The organism is Streptomyces sp. NPDC048523 (genome assembly GCF_043199815.1).
Lineage (GTDB): Bacteria > Actinomycetota > Actinomycetes > Streptomycetales > Streptomycetaceae > Streptomyces.
This window is the reverse complement of sequence record NZ_JBICWQ010000001.1, coordinates 1,246,554-1,263,757: the sequence shown is the minus strand read 5'-3', so window position 1 is coordinate 1,263,757 and position 17,204 is coordinate 1,246,554. Positions and strand designations below refer to the sequence as shown.

Here is a 17,204-nt window from a genome sequence, read left to right as displayed (position 1 = left end):
GTCGTGTCACACGTCGTCGCATCACAGATCTCCGAACGTCATCCGTGCCACCCACTTGGTGTTCAGCACGCCAGGCGCCGCAGGAACGATGACCCGCGCCGGATAGCCGTGGTCCGCGGTCAGGGGCTCGCCGTTGACGAACAGAGCGAGCAGGGAACGCGGGTCACGCACCTGGTTGTCGCGCAAGGCGGCCCGGCGGAACGACCCCTGCCGCTGGAGCGACTCCACCAGTACGTCGGGCGCCGCGCCGGTCTCATACCCGACGAGCGCCGCCAGATCCCGCAGGCGTACGCCCCGCCACCACTGGTCCGAGGTCGACCAGCCCTCCACACACGCGATGGGCAACGCAGCGCTGTACAAGGGGAGTTGCAGCAGCTCGGTCCGGCTCAGCCGGACCGTCCGCCCCTGCCCCTCGACGACCAGCCGCCACGCCTCGTCACTCGTCTCCGTCATGTTGATCCCGCGCGACGCGGCCGTCTTGTTGATCTGGAAGCCGCCGGGTCCCGAACCCGGTTCAGGGCCGCCGTGCGGCGCGAGCAGGGCCGTTGCTCGCAGCGGTCCGTCGAAGCTCCGGCCCGCCGTCGTGGTCAGCAGGAGCAGGAAGCCGCCGCCGACGAAGGCGAGGGCGCCGCGGCGCGAGACGGTGGACGGGGCGGGGTTGGGAGAGCCGAGCTCGCTCTCCTGGTCGCCCAGGTGGCGCAGATTGCGTAGCGCGGCCGGCGCCCGCAGCACCGCGTGTGTCACGAACGCCGCGAAGAACACCCAGGCCCCGTAGAAGTGCAGCGGATAGAATGAGCCGGGGAAGAGGTAGTCGAGCTGGACGTTCAGCACGCCCGTGGTGAACTCGAACAGTGCGCCCCCGACCAGCAGAAGCAGTGAGATCCGCTCCAGCGCATGTGCGAGGGATCGCACGGGCGGCAGGGTGAACAGTCGCGGCAGGACCGACCACAGCTTTGCCAGCAGTACGGGGATCAGCGCGATGCCCAGGGTGACGTGGACCCCCTGGGTGAGCCGGTAGAGCCAGGGCGGTCGGTCGGCCAGGCGAAGAGGTAGAAGCCGAGCAGGCCCTTGTCCGGGGTCTTGTCGTTCACCGGTGACAGGCCGGGGTTGTAGGCCGCGTACGACACAAGGCCCGTGGTGAAGAGCACCGTGATCCCGCCGAGCAGCACGATACCGAGCACGGAGGTGAACCAGGGGCTGCGCAGCGGGCTGCGCCAGAAACCGGGAGAAGTGGGGAGTCGATGGTCGCGCCGTCCCGACCGTAGGCCGGGACAGGCCGAGGAGGGGGCCCGCAACTCATGACGAAATGCTGACGTCCAGGCTCACCGGAGCCTCACCCGGCCCTCCCCGGCCTAGCGTGCCGGTGTGAACCGCGATCTTCTCCGCGACCTGTCCGCGGCCCTGGCCGCAGCGCTGCTCGTCACGACGGCGGCTGTGATCGGCACCGTCCTGGAACACCGCTACAGAAACCTTCATGTCAGCTGGCCGCCGCTGTACGGGCATTGGGAGCCGCATGTCGGCTCCGGCACCCCCGCCGCGATCGCGGTGGCCCTCGCCGTGGTCGCGTACGGGCCGCTCCTCGCCGCCCGGCTGCCCTGGCGCGCGCTGCTGTGCACGGCCTGGGGCACGGCCACGGCGTGGACGTTCTCGCTCGCCCTGGTCGACGGGTGGCAGCGCGGGATCGCCCGCCGGCTGACGACCAAGTACGAGTACCTCCAGGTCATCGACCCCGTCAACCGCTTCCACGACATCCCGGCCGCCCTACAGGACTTCACCCACCACATCCTGATCCACTCACCCGACGCCTGGCCCGCACACGTCGCCGGACATCCCCCCGCCGCGACCCTCACCTTCGTCCTCCTCGACCGGATCGGACTGGGCGGCGGGGCCTGGGCGGGCGTCTGGTGCATCACCGTCGGGGCGACTGCGGCGGTGGCGGTTCTCGTCACCGTACGAGCGCTGTCCGGGGAGGCGCTCGCCCGCCGCGCCGCGCCCTTCCTGGTCCTGGCCCCGGCCGCCGTCTGGATGGGCACCTCCGCGGACGGCTACTTCGCGGCGGTCGCCGCCTGGGCGATCGCGTTCCTCGCCCTCGCCGTCACGGGACACCGGCCACGTTCGACAGGTCTCGCCTCCGGGCTCCTCTTCGGCCTCACCGCGTATCTCTCGTACGGGCTGACACTGTTCGCGGTGATCGCCGCCGGCGTCCTGCTGCTCGGCTCCCGACGGCTGCGCCCCCTCCCTTACGTCCTCGCCGGATTCGTCGTCGTCCCCTCCGCGTTCCCCTTCGCGGGCTTCAACTGGTGGGAGGCGTACCACCTGCTGGTCACCCGCTACTACCAAGGGGCCGGCGGCGTCCGCCCTTACGGCTACTGGGTGTGGGCGAACCTCGCGTGCACGGCACTCGTCGTGGGCCCGGCGACGGTGGCCGGACTGCGACGAGCCGGCGCGGCTCCCCTCCGCCAGGGCATTCGCACATGCCTGCGCCGCTCCGCCCCCGGACCCCGCCTCGCCCTGCTCGTCCTCGCCGCCCTGCTCGCGCTCCTCGCCGCGGACCTCTCCGGCATGAGCAAAGCGGAAACAGAACGCATCTGGCTGCCGTTCGCGATGTGGCTCCTCCCGGCCTGCACGTTCCTCACCCGACCCCGCGCCTGGCTCACCGCACAGGCCACCCTCGCCCTGCTCCTCAACCACCTGCTGCTGACGGGATGGTGACCACGGGACCCAGCTCAAGCCTCCGCGGAGGAGCGCCACCGCTCACCGCTTCTCCGGACGGACCTTCCCGGCCCTCGCCTCCAGCGCCACCCCTACCCCGCGCCCAGGATGCCGCGCTGGTACGACACGGGTGCAACGTCCTGCAGAGGGCGATCGGGGCCATCGTGGCGGTCACCCGGGCCGGGACTGGACGCCCGTCAGCAAGCGGCGTGCCAGCGTCATGTGCTGTCAGCCCCTCACCGGTCGTCGTGGGCGAAAGAGCCCGGAGAAGCGAGCGCATCGGCCGACGCGCTGCCCGGCATGATGACGCAGTGATCGACCGGACCGACGGTCACCGTCGTTCCACCTGCCGTGGTCGCGAGGAATCCGGCGCCTATGACATGCAAAGGACTCCTTGGCTTCGCCATCCGGTTGGTGCGCGGCTTGGGCCTGCTCATATCTGGCTCCTCGCGGATCTGCGACCGCCACTGCGGATCCGTGGCGACAGGACCAGGGTCGGTGGTCAAGCGTGGGCCAGGCAGCTGGTCGGCCGTCGCGTCAGAGTCTGGTAAGAATTCCGGCCCACGCGGGCTCCTCCCGCCGTCGGCGATGCCAGGGGCCTGCCAGAACGTGCGAACGGAGGCACGCAGGGGTGCTCGCGACGCCGCGCCTTCCGAGCTCAGGCGCGGGCGCGCAGGCGCCGCCGAGGTACACGGCAACGCCGTACGACGGGAGCGTTGGCCGCGGGAATGGCCAGATTCAAGGGAGGGCGAAACGGGCGTCAAGATCTTACGAAACCCGGACGTCGGGGCGGCCCGTCCGCACGGCAATGAGGCCGGTGGGAAGCTGGGAGCATGCAGCAGCCGCACGAATCCCCAGGCTCCGAACATGCTCCCCGCGGGCCGGGAGGTACGACCCGCGTCCTCGTCGTGGACGACGATCCCACCGTGGCCGAGGTCGTCTCCGGCTATCTCGACCGCGCCGGGTACCAAGTGGACGTAGCCGGGGACGGGCACTCCGCGCTCGCGCGGGCGGCCGCGCACTGGCCGGATCTGGTGGTGCTCGACCTGATGCTGCCCGGCATGGACGGGTTGGAGGTGTGCCGCCGGATACGTTCCCGCGGGCCCGTGCCGGTCATCATGCTCACCGCCCGCGGCGACGAGGGCGACCGGATCCTGGGCCTGGAAGTGGGCGCCGACGACTACGTCACGAAGCCCTTCAGCCCCCGTGAGCTGGTCCTGCGGGTCGAGTCGGTACTGCGCCGGACCCGGCCCGCCGTCGCGGCTCACCCCGTGCACGCGGCTGGCGTCACCGTCGACCCGGCAGCCCGCCGCGCCACCAAGAACGGCACCGAACTCAGCCTCACACTCCGCGAGTTCGACCTCCTCGCCTTCCTCCTGCGCAACCACGGCCGCGCCTACAGCCGCGAAGAGCTCATGCGCGAGGTGTGGGGATGGGACTTCGGCGACCTGTCCACCGTCACCGTCCACGTCCGCCGACTGCGGGGCAAGGTGGAGGACGACCCGGCCCGGCCCCGACTGATCCAGACGGTGTGGGGAGTGGGCTACCGCTTCGATGCCACGCCCTGCGAGGAGGCGGTCCGACCGTGAGCGACACCCTCCTCATCGCCCTCTTCGCCTTCCTCGGCGCCGCCCTGGCCGGGCTGCTCGGGGCGGGTGTGCTGTGGCTGATCCGGCGACGCTCGCTGACCGCGTCCCTCGCCGTGGTCGCCGCAGTGGCCGTGACCGCCATGCTCGCGGGCACGCTGGCCGTGGCGCAGGCGATGTTCCTGTCCTCGCACGACCTGAGCGTCGTCACAACGGTCGTGGCGATGGCTGCCGTCGTCTCCCTGGTCACCGCGCTGCTGCTCGGCCGGTGGGTGGTCGCCCGCAGCCGGGCGCTCACCGCCGCCGCCCGTTCCTTCGGCGACGGTGGCCATTTCGCGGCCCCCGACGGCCCGGCGACCGCGGAACTGGCCGCACTCAGCCGCGAGTTGGCCGCCACCAGTGCGAAGCTGGCCGAGTCCCGCGACCGCGAGCGCGCCCTGGAAACTTCGAGACGTGAACTCGTCGCCTGGATCTCGCACGACCTGCGCACGCCCCTGGCCGGGCTGCGCGCCATGTCCGAGGCCCTGGAGGACGGCGTGGCCGCCGACCCCCACCGCTACCTCCGCCAGATGCGCACGGAGGTCGAACGCCTCAACGGCATGGTGGGGGACCTGTTCGAACTCTCCCGCATCCACGCCGGGGCGCTCGCCCTGTCTCCCTCCCGCATGTCGGTGTACGACCTCGTCGGCGACGCCCTCGCGGGAGCGGACGCCCTCGCCCGCGAGCACGGGGTGTGGCTGGTCGGCGACCGCGTCGAGCCGGTGCCGGTCGAGGTGGACGGCAAGGAGATGAGCCGAGTGCTGGGCAATCTGCTGGTCAACGCGATCCGCCGGACACCCTCCGACGGCACCGTCGCGGTCACCGCCGAGCGCTTCTCCGACGGAGTCGTCCTGTCCGTCACCGACGGATGCGGCGGCATCCCCGAGGAGGACCTGCCACGTGTCTTCGACACCGGTTGGCGCGGTACCCATGCCCGCACTCCTCCCGCCGGTGCGGGCCTCGGCCTAGCCATCGTCCGAGGCATCGTGGAAGCCCACCAGGGCCAGGCCGCCGTACGCAACGTCCCCGGCGGGTGCCGCTTCGAAGTGACGCTTCCCCTGGCCGAGGCGTGATCGGGGGCTCCTGAGCCAAGCGAATCCGCCGACTACCGGAATGGCATCCGGGCTGGACCCATGGCGGTCGGCCATCTGGGTCGGTCAGCAACTTCACGTTCACGCCATCAGCAGTGCTTGGCTGACTAGTCGGCCCGGCCGTCGCCCAGGCGGTCGGACTCCGCGAGCGTTCCCTCGAACAGAACCTAGCCGAAATCGGGTCTCGCGCAGCACCTCGAGCGGGCCCGTGCACGGTCAGCGTGGCTTCGAGGTGACGATTGACGCCACTTATAGGGCAGTGGGGTGCCGATTTGCCGTGGCATGGTCCCCGGTGCGGTACGGCAGCGCCAGAAGGCCAGGTTGGTGTGGCAGGTCAGAGTGGTGGGGTGCTCAGAGCCCAAGGCGAGTTCGGCGTCATCGGCCGCCATGAGGAACTGCTCGACCGCCAGGCCGTGGTCTCCAGCGATCCCGTGCCAGTAGGCGAGGTTGTGCCGGGCGATGATGGTGTCGTGGTGCAGTCGGCCGAGGACGGAGACCAGTCCGTCCACCGCTTCCCGGTAGGTGGCGACGGCGGAGCGCACGTCACCCGTCTCCCCGATCCACCGGCTGAGGTCGGAGAGGACCCGCAGGGTCGACGGGTGTCGTTCGGCCGAGCCTGTGCTCCAGATCCTGGGCGAGCGCGCCGTAGGCGTCGCGGGCGCCGTCGGCGTCCCCGAACAGGCCGCGTGAACCAGCTGTGTCTGCACGGTCGTAGGCGGTCGCTGAGCGGTAATACGAGTCGATGAACCCCGATGACCGGCGGGACCGGGACTGCTTCGCAGCTGGCCCATGCGGCGGGCGGCGGCCGATTCAGGGGGGTGACGGTTACCAGCTACCCCTACAGAGTCAACAGGATCCCCACCCCCTGGACACGTCTCAACCACGCCTGAACCGCAGAGTCCGTGGAGAGCCCGGTACTCGGAGACGGGTAAGAGATCTCGGTCAGCCGCTCAATGCTCTGAGACGCCCCGGGCCGTGGGCGGTCAGATACCTCCATCCCCGCCTCGATGAGTGGATGGCACGCGAAGGCGTTCAGCCGGGACGCCTCCGTGATGTGGTCATGGACGTGCAGACTCTTATTGGGTGTGCGATGCGGCCCGCTCACGGTGACAACCTGGAAAACCGTCGCGGCAGCGATGTCACCGTGAGTTCGAATCCCACACCCACTGCCAGGTGAACGGCCCCGACCAGTCGTTCCCGTGGGGCCAACAGACACCTGGGTGGAGGTCTCATACAAGATCTCCGGGACGTGCGGCGCGGCCATGCATTGGACTGGGGGCAAGACCCTCCAGGCACCACCTCGAACCGTCAACAGGGGTGACGTGGCCGGTCAAGTCCACGTAGCCAACGGCGCTGTACGGCGGCAAGCACGTCAGCCGATGATGGCGACCGGGGCGTCCCAGGTATTGCGGTCGACGTTGATGGTGTAACCGCCACGGGTTTCCTTGCTGTTGGCCTTGTACTGGTGGCCGCGGCTGTGGTCGGTGTACAGCTTCGGGTCCCAGGGCCAGTCCTTGGTGGTGGTCTCCTGGCCGTTCCACAGCGCGTACCAGAGGTTGCCGGGCAAATCCGTGCGGTTTTTGGCGGTGGCGATCGCCTTGGCACTGGAGCTGCTGAAGCCGTAGAGGCCCGCGCGGTAGGTCTTGGCGCGCAGGGTCTTGGTGAAGGACCGCACGTAGGTGAGGGTGGCGTCGTTGCATGCCTTGTCGGCGACGTCGTACGACTCCATGTTGAGGTAGATCGGACTGCCGGGCTTCATACCGAGCGCCGACACCTTGGCTACCGCGTCATTGGCATTGGCAGCTCCTACCGAGGCCGCGGTGGCCGCGGTGAACCTCTCCTTGTTGAGGCTCTTCTGGCAGGGGGGCTGTGCGCCGACGTACAGCGGAATGATCCGCCAGCCGAGGGTGTCGACCGATTTCACCCAAGACTTGGTGAGGTTGGGCTGGGCGCAACCACGGTTCTTGCCGCCGATGTAGACGGCGACGCCGCTGTAGTAGGCGTCCTTCTTCCACGCCTTCATCGCGGCGAGCGAGGGCGCCGTGCAGGCGTCGAAGGCCCGGCCGGTGTAGGTTTTCTGCGCGGGCCACGTTGTGGCGGCCATCGAGGTCTGCGCCGCGATCCCGGCGCCGGACACGACGACGATGCCGGTCGTCGCCAGAGCGATGTAGCGGCCTTTTCTGGACAGCCGATGCTTCGGCATTTCCCACCCCACAAAAATTCAATCAGCCAGGGTTTGTTGCAGCCCAGGCGACTAACGAAAAGAGAAATCGGTGCGCCTTATGACGGCCGAGTAGCGTTCAGCTTGCGGAATTGCGGCCGATGAACCATACGGCCCCTCCTGCGACGACAGCGGCGAGACCCAGCAGCAGGACAGGAAGGCCCGGGCCGGGAAGAACGTACATCGCTGCTCCGGCCGCTGTGAGAGCGACGCCGATCGACATCACTAGGACGCCGACACGGGACTGGGACATGCTTATGCTCCTTGGTCTTCACTGGTGAGAGGCGTTCGGGAAGTCAGGGCGGCTGCCCGGACCGCTGAGAAGCGGTCCGGGCAGCCTGGAATGTACCGGGGTCAGTATCCCCAGTAGATCTTCGAGGAGTAGACGTAGGTCCGCCGGTAGGTGGTCCACCAGGACGACGTCTCGGAGAACCGGAAGTTGGTGTAGGTCTTCCGGTAGGTGATCCGGTCCTGGTACTGGGTGGTGTAGACGGACACCCATTCGGCCAGGACCTTTTCGCGGCTCCACGACAGGAGGGTGCAGCGGACACCGCGCTGGGTGCGCCAGCGCCACCGCTCCTTCCAGCCCACGATCGCCAGGGGCGTCCAGTCGGCGAGCGCGTCCCACATCCAGGAGTACTTCTTGGTGCGCCAGCTGGTGTAGGACCACTTCCCGGACCAGGTGATCTTGATGTCGCTTCGCCAGCCGGTCCACGCGTACCACGGGATCTTGCAGGGCAGACAGCCAGAGACGTCCTCTGCGTTGACCGGGTCGGCGCAGACGTAGTCGTAGTTGCTGCAGCTGCCGCCGGCGACCGGATCGGTCTGCAGGAACCGGCCGGATGCCGGGTCGTACAGGCGCACGCCCATGAGCACGAGGTTGCCGAGGGTGTCGGCGGAGCGCTGTTCGCCGCCGAAGAACCCGTACCGGGCCTGCTCGGTGCTGGTGCGCTTGCCGAACTCGTCCGTGGTCAGGGCCGTGGGGGCCTTGGAGGTGTCGAGCGGGAGCGCGAGGGAGACGTCGTTGTGCAGGTCGACGAGTTGCAGGACGACGTCGCCGGTCTTGCTGGTGGTGGCACCGAGGCTGCGTCCGGCGGATTCCACGTTGCGGGTGATGGCCCCGGTGGTGGTGTTCTCGACGATCCAGGTCGGCTTGTCGCTGTCGCTGCTGTAGTGGTTGACCTTGGTCGCGGTCGTGGCCCAGCTGCCCGAGGCGTTCGACTCGACGGTCCACGAACGGATCCGGCGGGTGGCGTCGAGAGCCCAGGTCTGACGCTGGTCGCCCAACTGCTGCTGCCTCACGAGGTCGTTGAGGTAATAGCCGAGCGTGCCCTCACCGGGAACGGTGGTGGCGCGGCCGAACGCGTCGTAGACGTAGCCGCTGTCGGTCCGCCGGTCTGCCGTGTCGTAGGTGCTGGTGACGGTCGTACCACCGGTCGTCGGGCAGTCCAGACCGGGGGCGGCGGCGGCCGTCGTGACGGAGGTGCGGTTGGAGTGCTTGTCCCAGACGTACGAGCGGCGGGTGCAGACGCTGTCGGCGGTGTCCTCCACCGACAGCAGTCGGCCGGCGGCGTCGTAGCCGTAGGCGCGGTTGGTGTTCTGTCCTGCGCCTCCGGCCCGGGTGGCCCACTGGTCGTGAGCCGTGACCGTGGCGGCGTCGCTGAGCAGCAGGGCGCCGTCGGAGTCACGGGTGTAGGCGCGCTCCGTCGGCTTGCCGGCCGGGTCGTTGGCCTGGGTCATCGTGTAGCCGCCGGGCAGTTTCTCGGTGGCCACGTTGCCGTCCGCGTCGTACGAGGTGCGGAAGGTTCCCGCGACGGAGTCGGTGAGTGAGACGAGCAGTCCGCGCGGCTCTGCCGAGGTGTCGTAGGTGTAGGTGACCGTGGAGGGGGCACCGTCGGTGCTCTTGACCGGCCGGTTGAGCTGGTCGTACTGCACCGAGGTGGTGTTGGTGTCGGCGTCCGTGTAACTCATCTGACGTCCGAGCACGTCGAAGGTACGGGTAATGGCGCCCGCGGTGGTCGAGGAGGTCTTGGTGAGGTGTCCTGCCTCCGCGTCGTAGGTGAAGGTCTGGTCCGGGATGGCGGTGCCGGCGGTGCCGCTGGTGGTCACCGTCGACTGGCGACCTGCTGCGTCGTAGGTGGTCACCAGGGTGCGAGTGGCGCCGTTGGCGCTCTCCACGACCTTCGTCGGCTGACCGTAGACGTTGTACTCGTTGTAGATCACCGGCAGGGCGCCGTTGGTGCCGGCTGCGGCACCGGCGTAGCGCACCTCGCAGACCTGGTCGGCCCACTCAGGACGGCCCGCGCAGGTTCCGGTGCCGGTGGCGGACCAATAGGTGGTCAGCTGGGTTCCGGGGTCGGTTCCGTTCGACTTGGGCATGAGCGACTTGACGGCGCGGCCCTTGTCGTCGAACTGGGTGATCCGGGTGATCGCCAGACCGCCGGGGTCCTGCACGTTCTTCGTGGCCAGGCCCTTGGCCCAGTCGTACTCGGTGGTGGTGATACGACCGTCGGCCATCTGGCCGGGATAGGTCAGCAGTTCGGCGCCGACGGTCTCCTTGGTGGGCTGGTTGACCACGGTGGCGGAGCCGTCGGTGGGACGACCGGCGTCGTAGGCGGTGGTCGTCCACGTACGACCGGGAGCCGCGGTGCCCGCTGCGAGCAGGACCGTGCCGTCGGCGGCCTTGAGGTCCTTCTCCACCGTCAGCATGCGCAGCGGACCACGGGAGTCGGTCGAGCGGGAGCCGTCGGCGGCGAAAGTGGTCTCACTGGCCAGCAGGCGGGCCCGCGCTGCGGATCCGGCCGCGTCGGAGCCCAGTCCGAGCTCGGCGAGGCCGGCCTTGTCCTTGGCAGTCAGCCCGAGAGCGAGAGCGCGGTTCGCGGCCGACAGCTCCATCACCGTGTTGCCGTACCGGTCGTACTGGGTGGTGGTGATGTGGTCGCCAGGGTTGCGCTGGTTGACCTGGCGGCCGGAGGCGTTCATGTAGAGCACCATGGCCCGGGCGTAGTCCGCCTTCGTCAACTGCGCACCGTCGGAGGAGGAGGGCACCTTGTCCGCGGGGAAGACCGCGGTCGCGTCAACGGGAGCCTCGTTCTGTCCCCACTTGGCGACATCGGCCGAGCCCATCGCGGCCGGGGCCGTCGTCCCGGTGAGCGGAACGTTGTAGACGACCGTGGAGGTCGCCGTGCCGGAGACCTGGTCCTTCGTGCCGGCCGCCAGGGTGGGCCTCTGCACGGACAGCAGCATGCCGTCCGAGGCACCCGTCACCGCGGCGACCTTGCCGTAGTTGAACGTCCACGGCAGTTGTCCCGGTGGTGTCAGGGTGCTGATGCGACCGGCGGAGTCGTAGGTGTACGTGGTCTTCAGAGCGGGGCTGATCCGCGGGTCCCACACCTGCCGCAGACGGCCCTGCTCGTCATAGGCGTAGCGGGCCACGCCGACCGCGGTGGAATTGGCGGCGCCGGGTTCGGAGGCCCACACCTTGAGCTCGGAAACCTGGCCTGCGATGTCGCCCAAGGTACTGGCGGTGGCGGTGGTCGTGGTCGCGTAGACGAAGTCCAGGACCTTGCAGCCGCGTGTCGACGGAGTGGCCTCACAGGTCGTGGCCGTGGCCGCGCTCGTAGCGCCGATGATGCGCTTGGGGCGGCTGACCCGCTTGCCGTCGATGGTAACGGCTTCGGATACGACCAGGCTTTCCCCGCCGTCGATACCGGACTTGACCGAGCTGGACAGCTGCCAGGTCGGGGCGTCGGCGGCAGCCTTCTTGAAAGTGGTCACCGAGCCGTCGTCCTCTTTCAGGGTGAAGGAGGATGAGAAACCGCCGGTCAGGGCGAGTTCTTCGAAACCGGGCTCGGGGATCCAGCCGTTCTGGGCCTGGTTGGCCGTGAAGTACGCGGACGCGCCGTCGGTCGAGACGAGGTTGAGCGAGGTGTTGGAGGTCTTCTCGATGTGGGAGTACCCCGAGTCCACCTCGGGGGCGGTGGTGCCGGAGACCCACTCCTTGCCGAAAATCGGCGCCTGGCCCGTCTGCTTGGTGCCCTTGTCCGGCACTCGTGAGGAGGCCGTACGGCTCACCGACAGGCCCAGCACCTCGGCGTCCGAGGCGCCGAGCGAGTAGTCACCGTTGAGCAGGTTCACCGAGCCCGGGCCCACCTGGGAACCGGCGGCGCCGTCCGCGTTGCGGTCGATGACCACGGGATGTGGCTGCGTACTGCCTGCCGCGCCGTTCGGCCCGGTGAAGTCGGCCTTGATCTGGACGCTGCCATCGGGGTCCACGGTGCTGGTGGCGTTCCAGGCGAGGGCGGCGTTTTTACCGTTCACCAGTGGGACCGGCCACGAAGTGAGCGCTTGGCCGTCCTTGAGGACGTCCGACACCGGGATCTTCGTCCAGGTGTCGGCGTCGGAACGACGCCAGGAGAAGGAGACGGAGTCGTACTTGCCTGCTTCGGCCTCGGCGAGAAGCGGCAGCCGGCGCGCGGTGCTCTCACCCTCGCTGGGCTGGACGAAGCCGCCGGGCCCGGCGTGGAAGGTGTACTCCAGGGCCTCGGACTTGTTGTCCGCCTTGTCGACCTGCCGCACCTGCAGGGTGTGGGTGCCGTCCTTGGGCGGGGTGACGCTGATGGCCTTGGCCGCGGTGGACCCGCTGGTGGTGACCTTGGTCCACGTCAGGCCGTCCAGGGACCATTCGAGCCAGTTGTGATCGGTGCCCCGGGGCGTGACCGTGAAAGTGCCGGCTTGTCCGGCGCCCTTGACCCACGCGGTGGACGGGTAGTCCGTCGACGTCACACCGGTCGGGGCCGAGGGGGCGGTGGTGTCGACGGTGAACGTCTTCCACTCCGACCAGCCCGTGTTGTAATGCGCCCCGTCGTACGGCGACGTACGGAACTTGTACGTCTTGCCGTTGGTCAGCACTCCCGCCGGGACGGTCACGGAGGCGACCTGTCCGGAGTTCACCCAGGGCGAGACGATGACGTTGCCGACCTGGGCGTTGGTGGCGGAGTCGAAGATCTGGAAGGTGCCGTTGACCTTGTCCCCGTTAGGGTCGACGAAGGTGTCCCGCAGGGTCGGGGTAGTGGTGTTGACCACATAGGCGCCCCCGTAGGAGAAGAACGGCGCACCCGCCTCCTGCTTCGTGCCCGTGCGCGGCCGGTAGTTGTACGTGACGGTCAGCTTCGGCGGGTTCGAGGCTGCGTTAGCGGAGTTGACACGTTTCCACTGCCCCGTGACAGCCTCATCTGTGGCACGCAGACCCATGTGCGACTTGGCCGCCTTGGCCGAGGCCCACTCCTGCACCAGGGTCGTGACGTTGGCGTTGATCCAGCCGTCCGGCTGCGTGGAACACGAAGCGTTGCCCCGGGTCTCCGAGGAAGTGGCCTTCTTCGCGGTCCATGACGGCTGGGCCGTCCACCGCGACGATGTCGTCGCAGCGCCGGTGGACCACACCTCCCACGGCTGGGTCGGACATGACGATCCGGTGTAGTTGCCGGAGTGGAAGTTCCACAGCGAGAGCTTCGCGTCCGTCACCAGCGCGTCGGCGATCGGCGCGGTGTTCCACGAGACGAACGACCGGGCGGTCCGGAAGGTCCCGTCGGCGTTCTGCGTACCGGGGTTACCCAGGTCCAGCTCGACATCCGTGGACCAGTCGACCGCGGTGCCCTGCTGGACGTAGGTGTCGAAGACATTGGAGAGCGCCGAGGTGGAAGGGTCCACCGTGACGGGGTACTTCGTGGCCGGATCGGCCAGGAAGTCGGCGTCGGGGGTGATGACGAGATCAACACCGCCCTTGACCTTGACCACCTTCATGGCAACGCGGACCTGGCGCGTGTGTTCGCCGGAGACCGGGTCGACCGTGGCATCCCACATGACCGGGGCAGGCATGACCGCGGTCTTCTTCGACTTCTTGTCGGTGAACAGCACACCACCGTCGGCTTGCTGCTCGACCTTCAGGCCCTTGGTCCGAAGCGGCAAGGTGTAAGCGAAGCCGGCCTCCGGCCGCGCCTTGACCTCAACGAACTGCTCGAAGCCGGTACGGGTGGCTTCCACCACCACATCCGCGCCGGGCACCGCGTTGACATAGGTGGCGCGAGTACCGTCCAGCTGAGGCGCCGGCAGCCCACCGCGCCACTGCAGGGTGATCTGCTCGTCCCCCTGGCCGAGCGTGACCAGATCGGCGGCGGGAGCGGCCTGGGCCGCTCGCAGGGAAGACGGCTTGGCGCCCGTCTTCCCAGACAGCTTCAACCCAGCCGGGTGCGCCTTGGCGGCAACCGAACCGTCAGCCTGAGCCGCCAGGTCGACATCCACATCGCGCCAGACACCCTTGGCGGGGTCCTTGAAGCGCACAGGCCCGGCGGTCAGCTCGGTGGTGAGCGACCCGTCCTTGTTGACCCAGGTGGTCGACGTCTCGGTGCGCTCGGAAAGCGCCTCGACCCTCTTACCGGACAACTTCGCGGCGATACGGGCCGAAGCGATGTCAGCGGCCTGCGTCACCGCCTTCTTCTGCGGTACGGCCGCAGGCGCCTGGCGCGGCTGGGCAAGAGCGGAACCAGCGCCGTCCAGCACGGTGATGGCCATGGCCAGGGCGAGACCACTCGCTATGAAGCGCGCTCTCCCCCCGGCCCCCGACCGTCTGCGCCTTCCCGGCGCAGAGCTGTGAGTTGCCACGATTCCCCCGTCTCATGCGTATCTGACACACCGTCTTGTGGTGCTGGTGTGAACGTATCGAAGGAAAAAACGGCAAAGAAACTACAAAGCACACGTAAAGCGTCAGCGTAGGTTCCACTTTTCGGAGTGATCTACGCCACTCTCTTCTGCGGAACTGCTCCATGCTGTCTATGCCGTTCCCGGTCGGCCGCGAAGGCCAGCCGCTTCGGCGGCCTACGGCCCCCTTCAGTAGGCCGTCCCAATCCGGAACGTGCGACCACCCTTCGTCGATGGCGCGGAGGGAGCAGGCGAAGGGCGTCCGTCCACACAGTCCGCAGCTCCGAGCTCTCAGCGCGATCCAAGTGCGGTAGGAATGAGCAGGGGTGATGACAGGTGACGACGGGTCAGGTTTCCGGAACCCGCGACAAGGTGCAAAGGCAACCCAAGATCGCTAACCCTGCCTGGCAACGCCCGCACCGTGCATGACGGGCCCGGCTAGGTAACCGCTGAGGGGGAACGCGTGGCAGCTCGCGATCGGGCTCGCCCTGCTGCGGACGGTGGGAGGCGTTTGAGGCGTTACAGCGACCTGCGGGACGCGTACGACCTCTGCCTTCCGTAATGCGTTGCCATTGGCTGGCTGGCTGGCTGGCTGGCTGGCTGGGCCCGCGGTCCTGCGCCGCAACTGGCGCGGTGGCACTCATCACCTGGCATCCATGCCTTGCGCAACAGGCTAGGTTGCCCACCCCCAGTAACGTCGGGGCGGGATACCGCAGACCCCTGGTAGCAGTGCTCGACGAGGAGGTGGGATGCCTCCCGCCCCCGCCCCCGCCCCCGTGGCCGACGGCGCGACGTAAGGATTCCGTCATCAGCTGGGGGGTGGGGGACGGCCGCCCGTGCCCGTTGAATGGGAGCGCAACAGGAAAATCTCAAGAGGCGAGCGGGGATGGGGCGCGTGCGGAAGGCATTGACCAGGCCGTGGGTCAGCGCGGTTGTGGTGGTAGCGGTCGGGGCAGTCGGCTTCGGGCTGTACTGGTTTCAGCCCTGGAAGCTGTGGCAGGACGAGACCGTCCAGGAGGCCCTGCCCGGGGTCGTGGAGGAGTCCGCTCCTCCTGCCGCGGCGCCCACGGAAGAGACCTTCGCGCCGCCCTCCCCGGCTACCGGTCCGCAGGTGCTGGCCAGTGGTGAGCTGATCAGTCACGAGCATGCGACTTCGGGCACGGTGAAGCTCGTACGGCTGGCTGACGGCTCCCATGTCGTCCGTCTGGAGAACCTCGACACCAGCAACGGGCCGGACCTGCGTGTCTGGTTGACCGACGCGCAGGTGAAGCAGGGGAAGGCCGGCTGGCATGTCTTCGACGACGGCAAGTACGTGAGCCTCGGCAAGTTGAAGGGCAACAAGGGAAGCCAGAACTACGTGCTGCCCAAGGGCGTTACTCCCTCGGACTACCGCAGCGTGAGCATCTGGTGCGACCGTTTCGACGTGTCGTTCGGTGCGGCCGAACTCGCCCGAGTCTGACGGTCCGCTTGTGGCGGCCCCGACTGGCACTCAGCCCAGGGCATCGAGGGCCGCCAGGACGTCGGCGGGTTCGGCGCGCTTGGTGTAGTCCGTGTCGACGAAGGCCCAGCGAATGACGCCCTCGCGGTCGATGACGTAGGTGGCGGGCAGCGGCAGGGTGCGCGGGTGGCCGCCGTTGACGCGCTGGAGGTCGAAGCCGAGCTTGTCGTAGACGGTTGCGAGGTCGTCGGGGAGGTCGAAGGCGAGGCCGTACTGCTTGGCCGTGTCGGAGCCGACGTCGCTGAGGACGCTGAAGGTGAGCTGGTGCTTCTCGGCCAGGGAGAGGGACTCGTCGGGGACCTGCGGGGATACGGCGACGAGGTGGGCCCCTCGTGCGGTGATCTCGTCGTGGTGCTGCTGGAATGCGCGCAGGGCGATGTTGCAGTACGGGCACCAGGCGCCACGGTAGAAGGTCAGGACGACGGGGCCGGTCTTGATCAGGTCGGCCAGGCTCACGGGGTTGCCGGTCGCGGACGGAAGGCGGAAGGCAGGGGCCTGTGCGCCGACGGCCAGAGCGCGGTCGGCCTGACCCGATTCGGCGAGTTCGCGGCCCGCCCGGTGCATGATCTGCCGTATGTCGGCGGGGATCTGCTGCTGGCGGGCTGTGTAGAAGGCGTGCAGCTCGGCGTTGAGGGTCATCGGGAAGGTTCCTCCTGGAGTGCCGGTCATGTCGTGTTCCGTCATCTTGGAACGACCGTTTCAAGATAGCGGGCGTGGCGGTATCTTGGAACCCTCATTTCAAGATGCCGAGGACTGAGACATGCCGGACGTCAAACACTTCGCCCCCGACGCGGCCCTGGACACGGTGATGCGGCTGTTCTGGCGCCAGGGCGTGGAGGCGACAGGCATCCAGGACGTCGTGACGGCGACCGGCCTGAACCGCTCCAGCCTCTACGCCACCTTCGGCGGGAAGCAGGAGCTGTACCGCGCCGCACTGCGCCGGTACGTCGAGCAGCGCTCCCGGCCGGCGTTCAGCCGCCTGGCGGGAGACGGCCGCGGTCTGCCTGCTGTTCACGACTTCTTCGCAGCGCTGATCGAGGCCCGCTGCTCCGGTGCGTATGCCCGCTGGGGGTGCATGGTCTCCAACGCTCACGTCGGCGACGCGAACAGTGACCCCGACATCCGAGCCGTCCTCGACCGGCACCACGCGGAGCTACGGGAGGCGTTGCGCACGGCGCTCGTCGCCGGCGAGGCCAAGGGGGAGCTCAGACCCGGCACCGACCCCGGGGCTGCGGCCGACTTGCTGGCCTTGGTCGCCTACGGGGTCAATCTGCGCTCCCGTGCAGGCGCCGACGCCGGGGAGCTGACAAGGACCGTGACCGGGGCCCTCGATGCGCTGGGGGCCGCGTAGCCGGGCAGTG

General features: G+C 68.6%; 10 protein-coding genes and 1 pseudogene. 5 read left to right on the top strand and 6 right to left on the bottom strand.

The genetic code is table 11. From position 1 onward, the window contains the following. Window positions 1-21 precede the first annotated feature (21 nt). Window positions 22-1,295, bottom strand: a pseudogene (locus tag ACGFWE_RS05740) (molybdopterin-dependent oxidoreductase). A 70-nt stretch (window positions 1,296-1,365) separates the two neighbouring features. On the opposite strand from ACGFWE_RS05740, the gene ACGFWE_RS05735 reads away from it, so the two are divergent. Then, window positions 1,366-2,712 (top strand): hypothetical protein, encoded by a 1,347-nt coding sequence (locus ACGFWE_RS05735; protein ID WP_393598111.1) that lies wholly within the window; start codon window positions 1,366-1,368, stop codon window positions 2,710-2,712. Window positions 2,713-2,948: 236 nt separating this feature from the next. Here ACGFWE_RS05735 and ACGFWE_RS05730 read toward each other — a convergent pair whose 3' ends face one another. Continuing rightward, window positions 2,949-3,149, bottom strand: coding sequence for a hypothetical protein (locus tag ACGFWE_RS05730; protein WP_393598109.1), 201 nt, complete (start codon window positions 3,147-3,149; stop codon window positions 2,949-2,951). A gap of 396 nt (window positions 3,150-3,545) precedes the next feature. On the opposite strand from ACGFWE_RS05730, the gene ACGFWE_RS05725 reads away from it, so the two are divergent. Together ACGFWE_RS05725 and ACGFWE_RS05720 are read left to right on the top strand one after the other, a co-directional pair. Beyond that, entirely contained in the window at window positions 3,546-4,301 is a 756-nt protein-coding gene (locus ACGFWE_RS05725) for a response regulator transcription factor (protein ID WP_393598107.1), read from the top strand. Continuing rightward, complete coding sequence (locus ACGFWE_RS05720) at window positions 4,298-5,410, top strand: sensor histidine kinase (protein ID WP_393598105.1); 1,113 nt, start codon at window positions 4,298-4,300, stop codon at window positions 5,408-5,410. The genes ACGFWE_RS05725 and ACGFWE_RS05720 overlap by 4 nt, the downstream gene beginning before the upstream one ends. A gap of 185 nt (window positions 5,411-5,595) precedes the next feature. Here the strand turns inward: ACGFWE_RS05720 and ACGFWE_RS05715 are convergent, their stop codons facing one another. The 3 genes from ACGFWE_RS05715 to ACGFWE_RS05705 form a co-directional block, all read right to left on the bottom strand. After that, window positions 5,596-5,970 (bottom strand): hypothetical protein, encoded by a 375-nt coding sequence (locus ACGFWE_RS05715; RefSeq protein WP_393598103.1) that lies wholly within the window; start codon window positions 5,968-5,970, stop codon window positions 5,596-5,598. 830 nt (window positions 5,971-6,800) lie between these two features. Then, a complete protein-coding gene (locus ACGFWE_RS05710; RefSeq protein WP_393598101.1) occupies window positions 6,801-7,631 on the bottom strand; it encodes a glycoside hydrolase domain-containing protein in 831 nt (276 codons plus the stop codon). 372 nt (window positions 7,632-8,003) lie between these two features. Next, entirely contained in the window at window positions 8,004-14,219 is a 6,216-nt protein-coding gene (locus tag ACGFWE_RS05705; protein WP_393598099.1) for a DNRLRE domain-containing protein, read from the bottom strand. Window positions 14,220-15,231: 1,012 nt separating this feature from the next. Between ACGFWE_RS05705 and ACGFWE_RS05700 the strand changes: the two genes are divergently transcribed. Then, the gene (locus ACGFWE_RS05700) at window positions 15,232-15,804 is read left to right on the top strand and encodes a DM13 domain-containing protein (RefSeq protein WP_393598097.1); all 573 of its coding nucleotides are present in this window, start codon (window positions 15,232-15,234) and stop codon (window positions 15,802-15,804) included. 30 nt (window positions 15,805-15,834) lie between these two features. Here the strand turns inward: ACGFWE_RS05700 and ACGFWE_RS05695 are convergent, their stop codons facing one another. Continuing rightward, window positions 15,835-16,482, bottom strand: a complete 648-nt coding sequence (locus tag ACGFWE_RS05695) for a peroxiredoxin-like family protein (RefSeq protein ID WP_393598095.1) — start codon at window positions 16,480-16,482, stop codon at window positions 15,835-15,837. A gap of 121 nt (window positions 16,483-16,603) precedes the next feature. Between ACGFWE_RS05695 and ACGFWE_RS05690 the strand changes: the two genes are divergently transcribed. Beyond that, window positions 16,604-17,194 carry a TetR/AcrR family transcriptional regulator gene (locus ACGFWE_RS05690; protein WP_393598093.1) on the top strand — a complete coding sequence of 197 codons (591 nt, stop codon included), beginning with the start codon at window positions 16,604-16,606 and terminating at the stop codon, window positions 17,192-17,194. Window positions 17,195-17,204: the final 10 nt, after the last annotated feature.

Excerpts from the sequence above, each read along its gene's own strand:
- ACGFWE_RS05730 (WP_393598109.1), bottom strand. The coding sequence starts at position 3,149 with ATGAGCAGGCCCAAGCCGCGCACCAACCGGATGGCGAAGCCAAGGAGT.
- ACGFWE_RS05725 (WP_393598107.1), top strand. The coding sequence starts at position 3,546 with ATGCAGCAGCCGCACGAATCCCCAGGCTCCGAACATGCTCCCCGCGGG.
- ACGFWE_RS05710 (WP_393598101.1), bottom strand. The coding sequence starts at position 7,631 with ATGCCGAAGCATCGGCTGTCCAGAAAAGGCCGCTACATCGCTCTGGCG.
- ACGFWE_RS05705 (WP_393598099.1), bottom strand. The coding sequence starts at position 14,219 with ATGGCCATCACCGTGCTGGACGGCGCTGGTTCCGCTCTTGCCCAGCCG.
- ACGFWE_RS05700 (WP_393598097.1), top strand. The coding sequence starts at position 15,232 with ATGGGGCGCGTGCGGAAGGCATTGACCAGGCCGTGGGTCAGCGCGGTT.
- ACGFWE_RS05695 (WP_393598095.1), bottom strand. The coding sequence starts at position 16,482 with ATGACCCTCAACGCCGAGCTGCACGCCTTCTACACAGCCCGCCAGCAG.
- ACGFWE_RS05690 (WP_393598093.1), top strand. The coding sequence starts at position 16,604 with ATGCCGGACGTCAAACACTTCGCCCCCGACGCGGCCCTGGACACGGTG.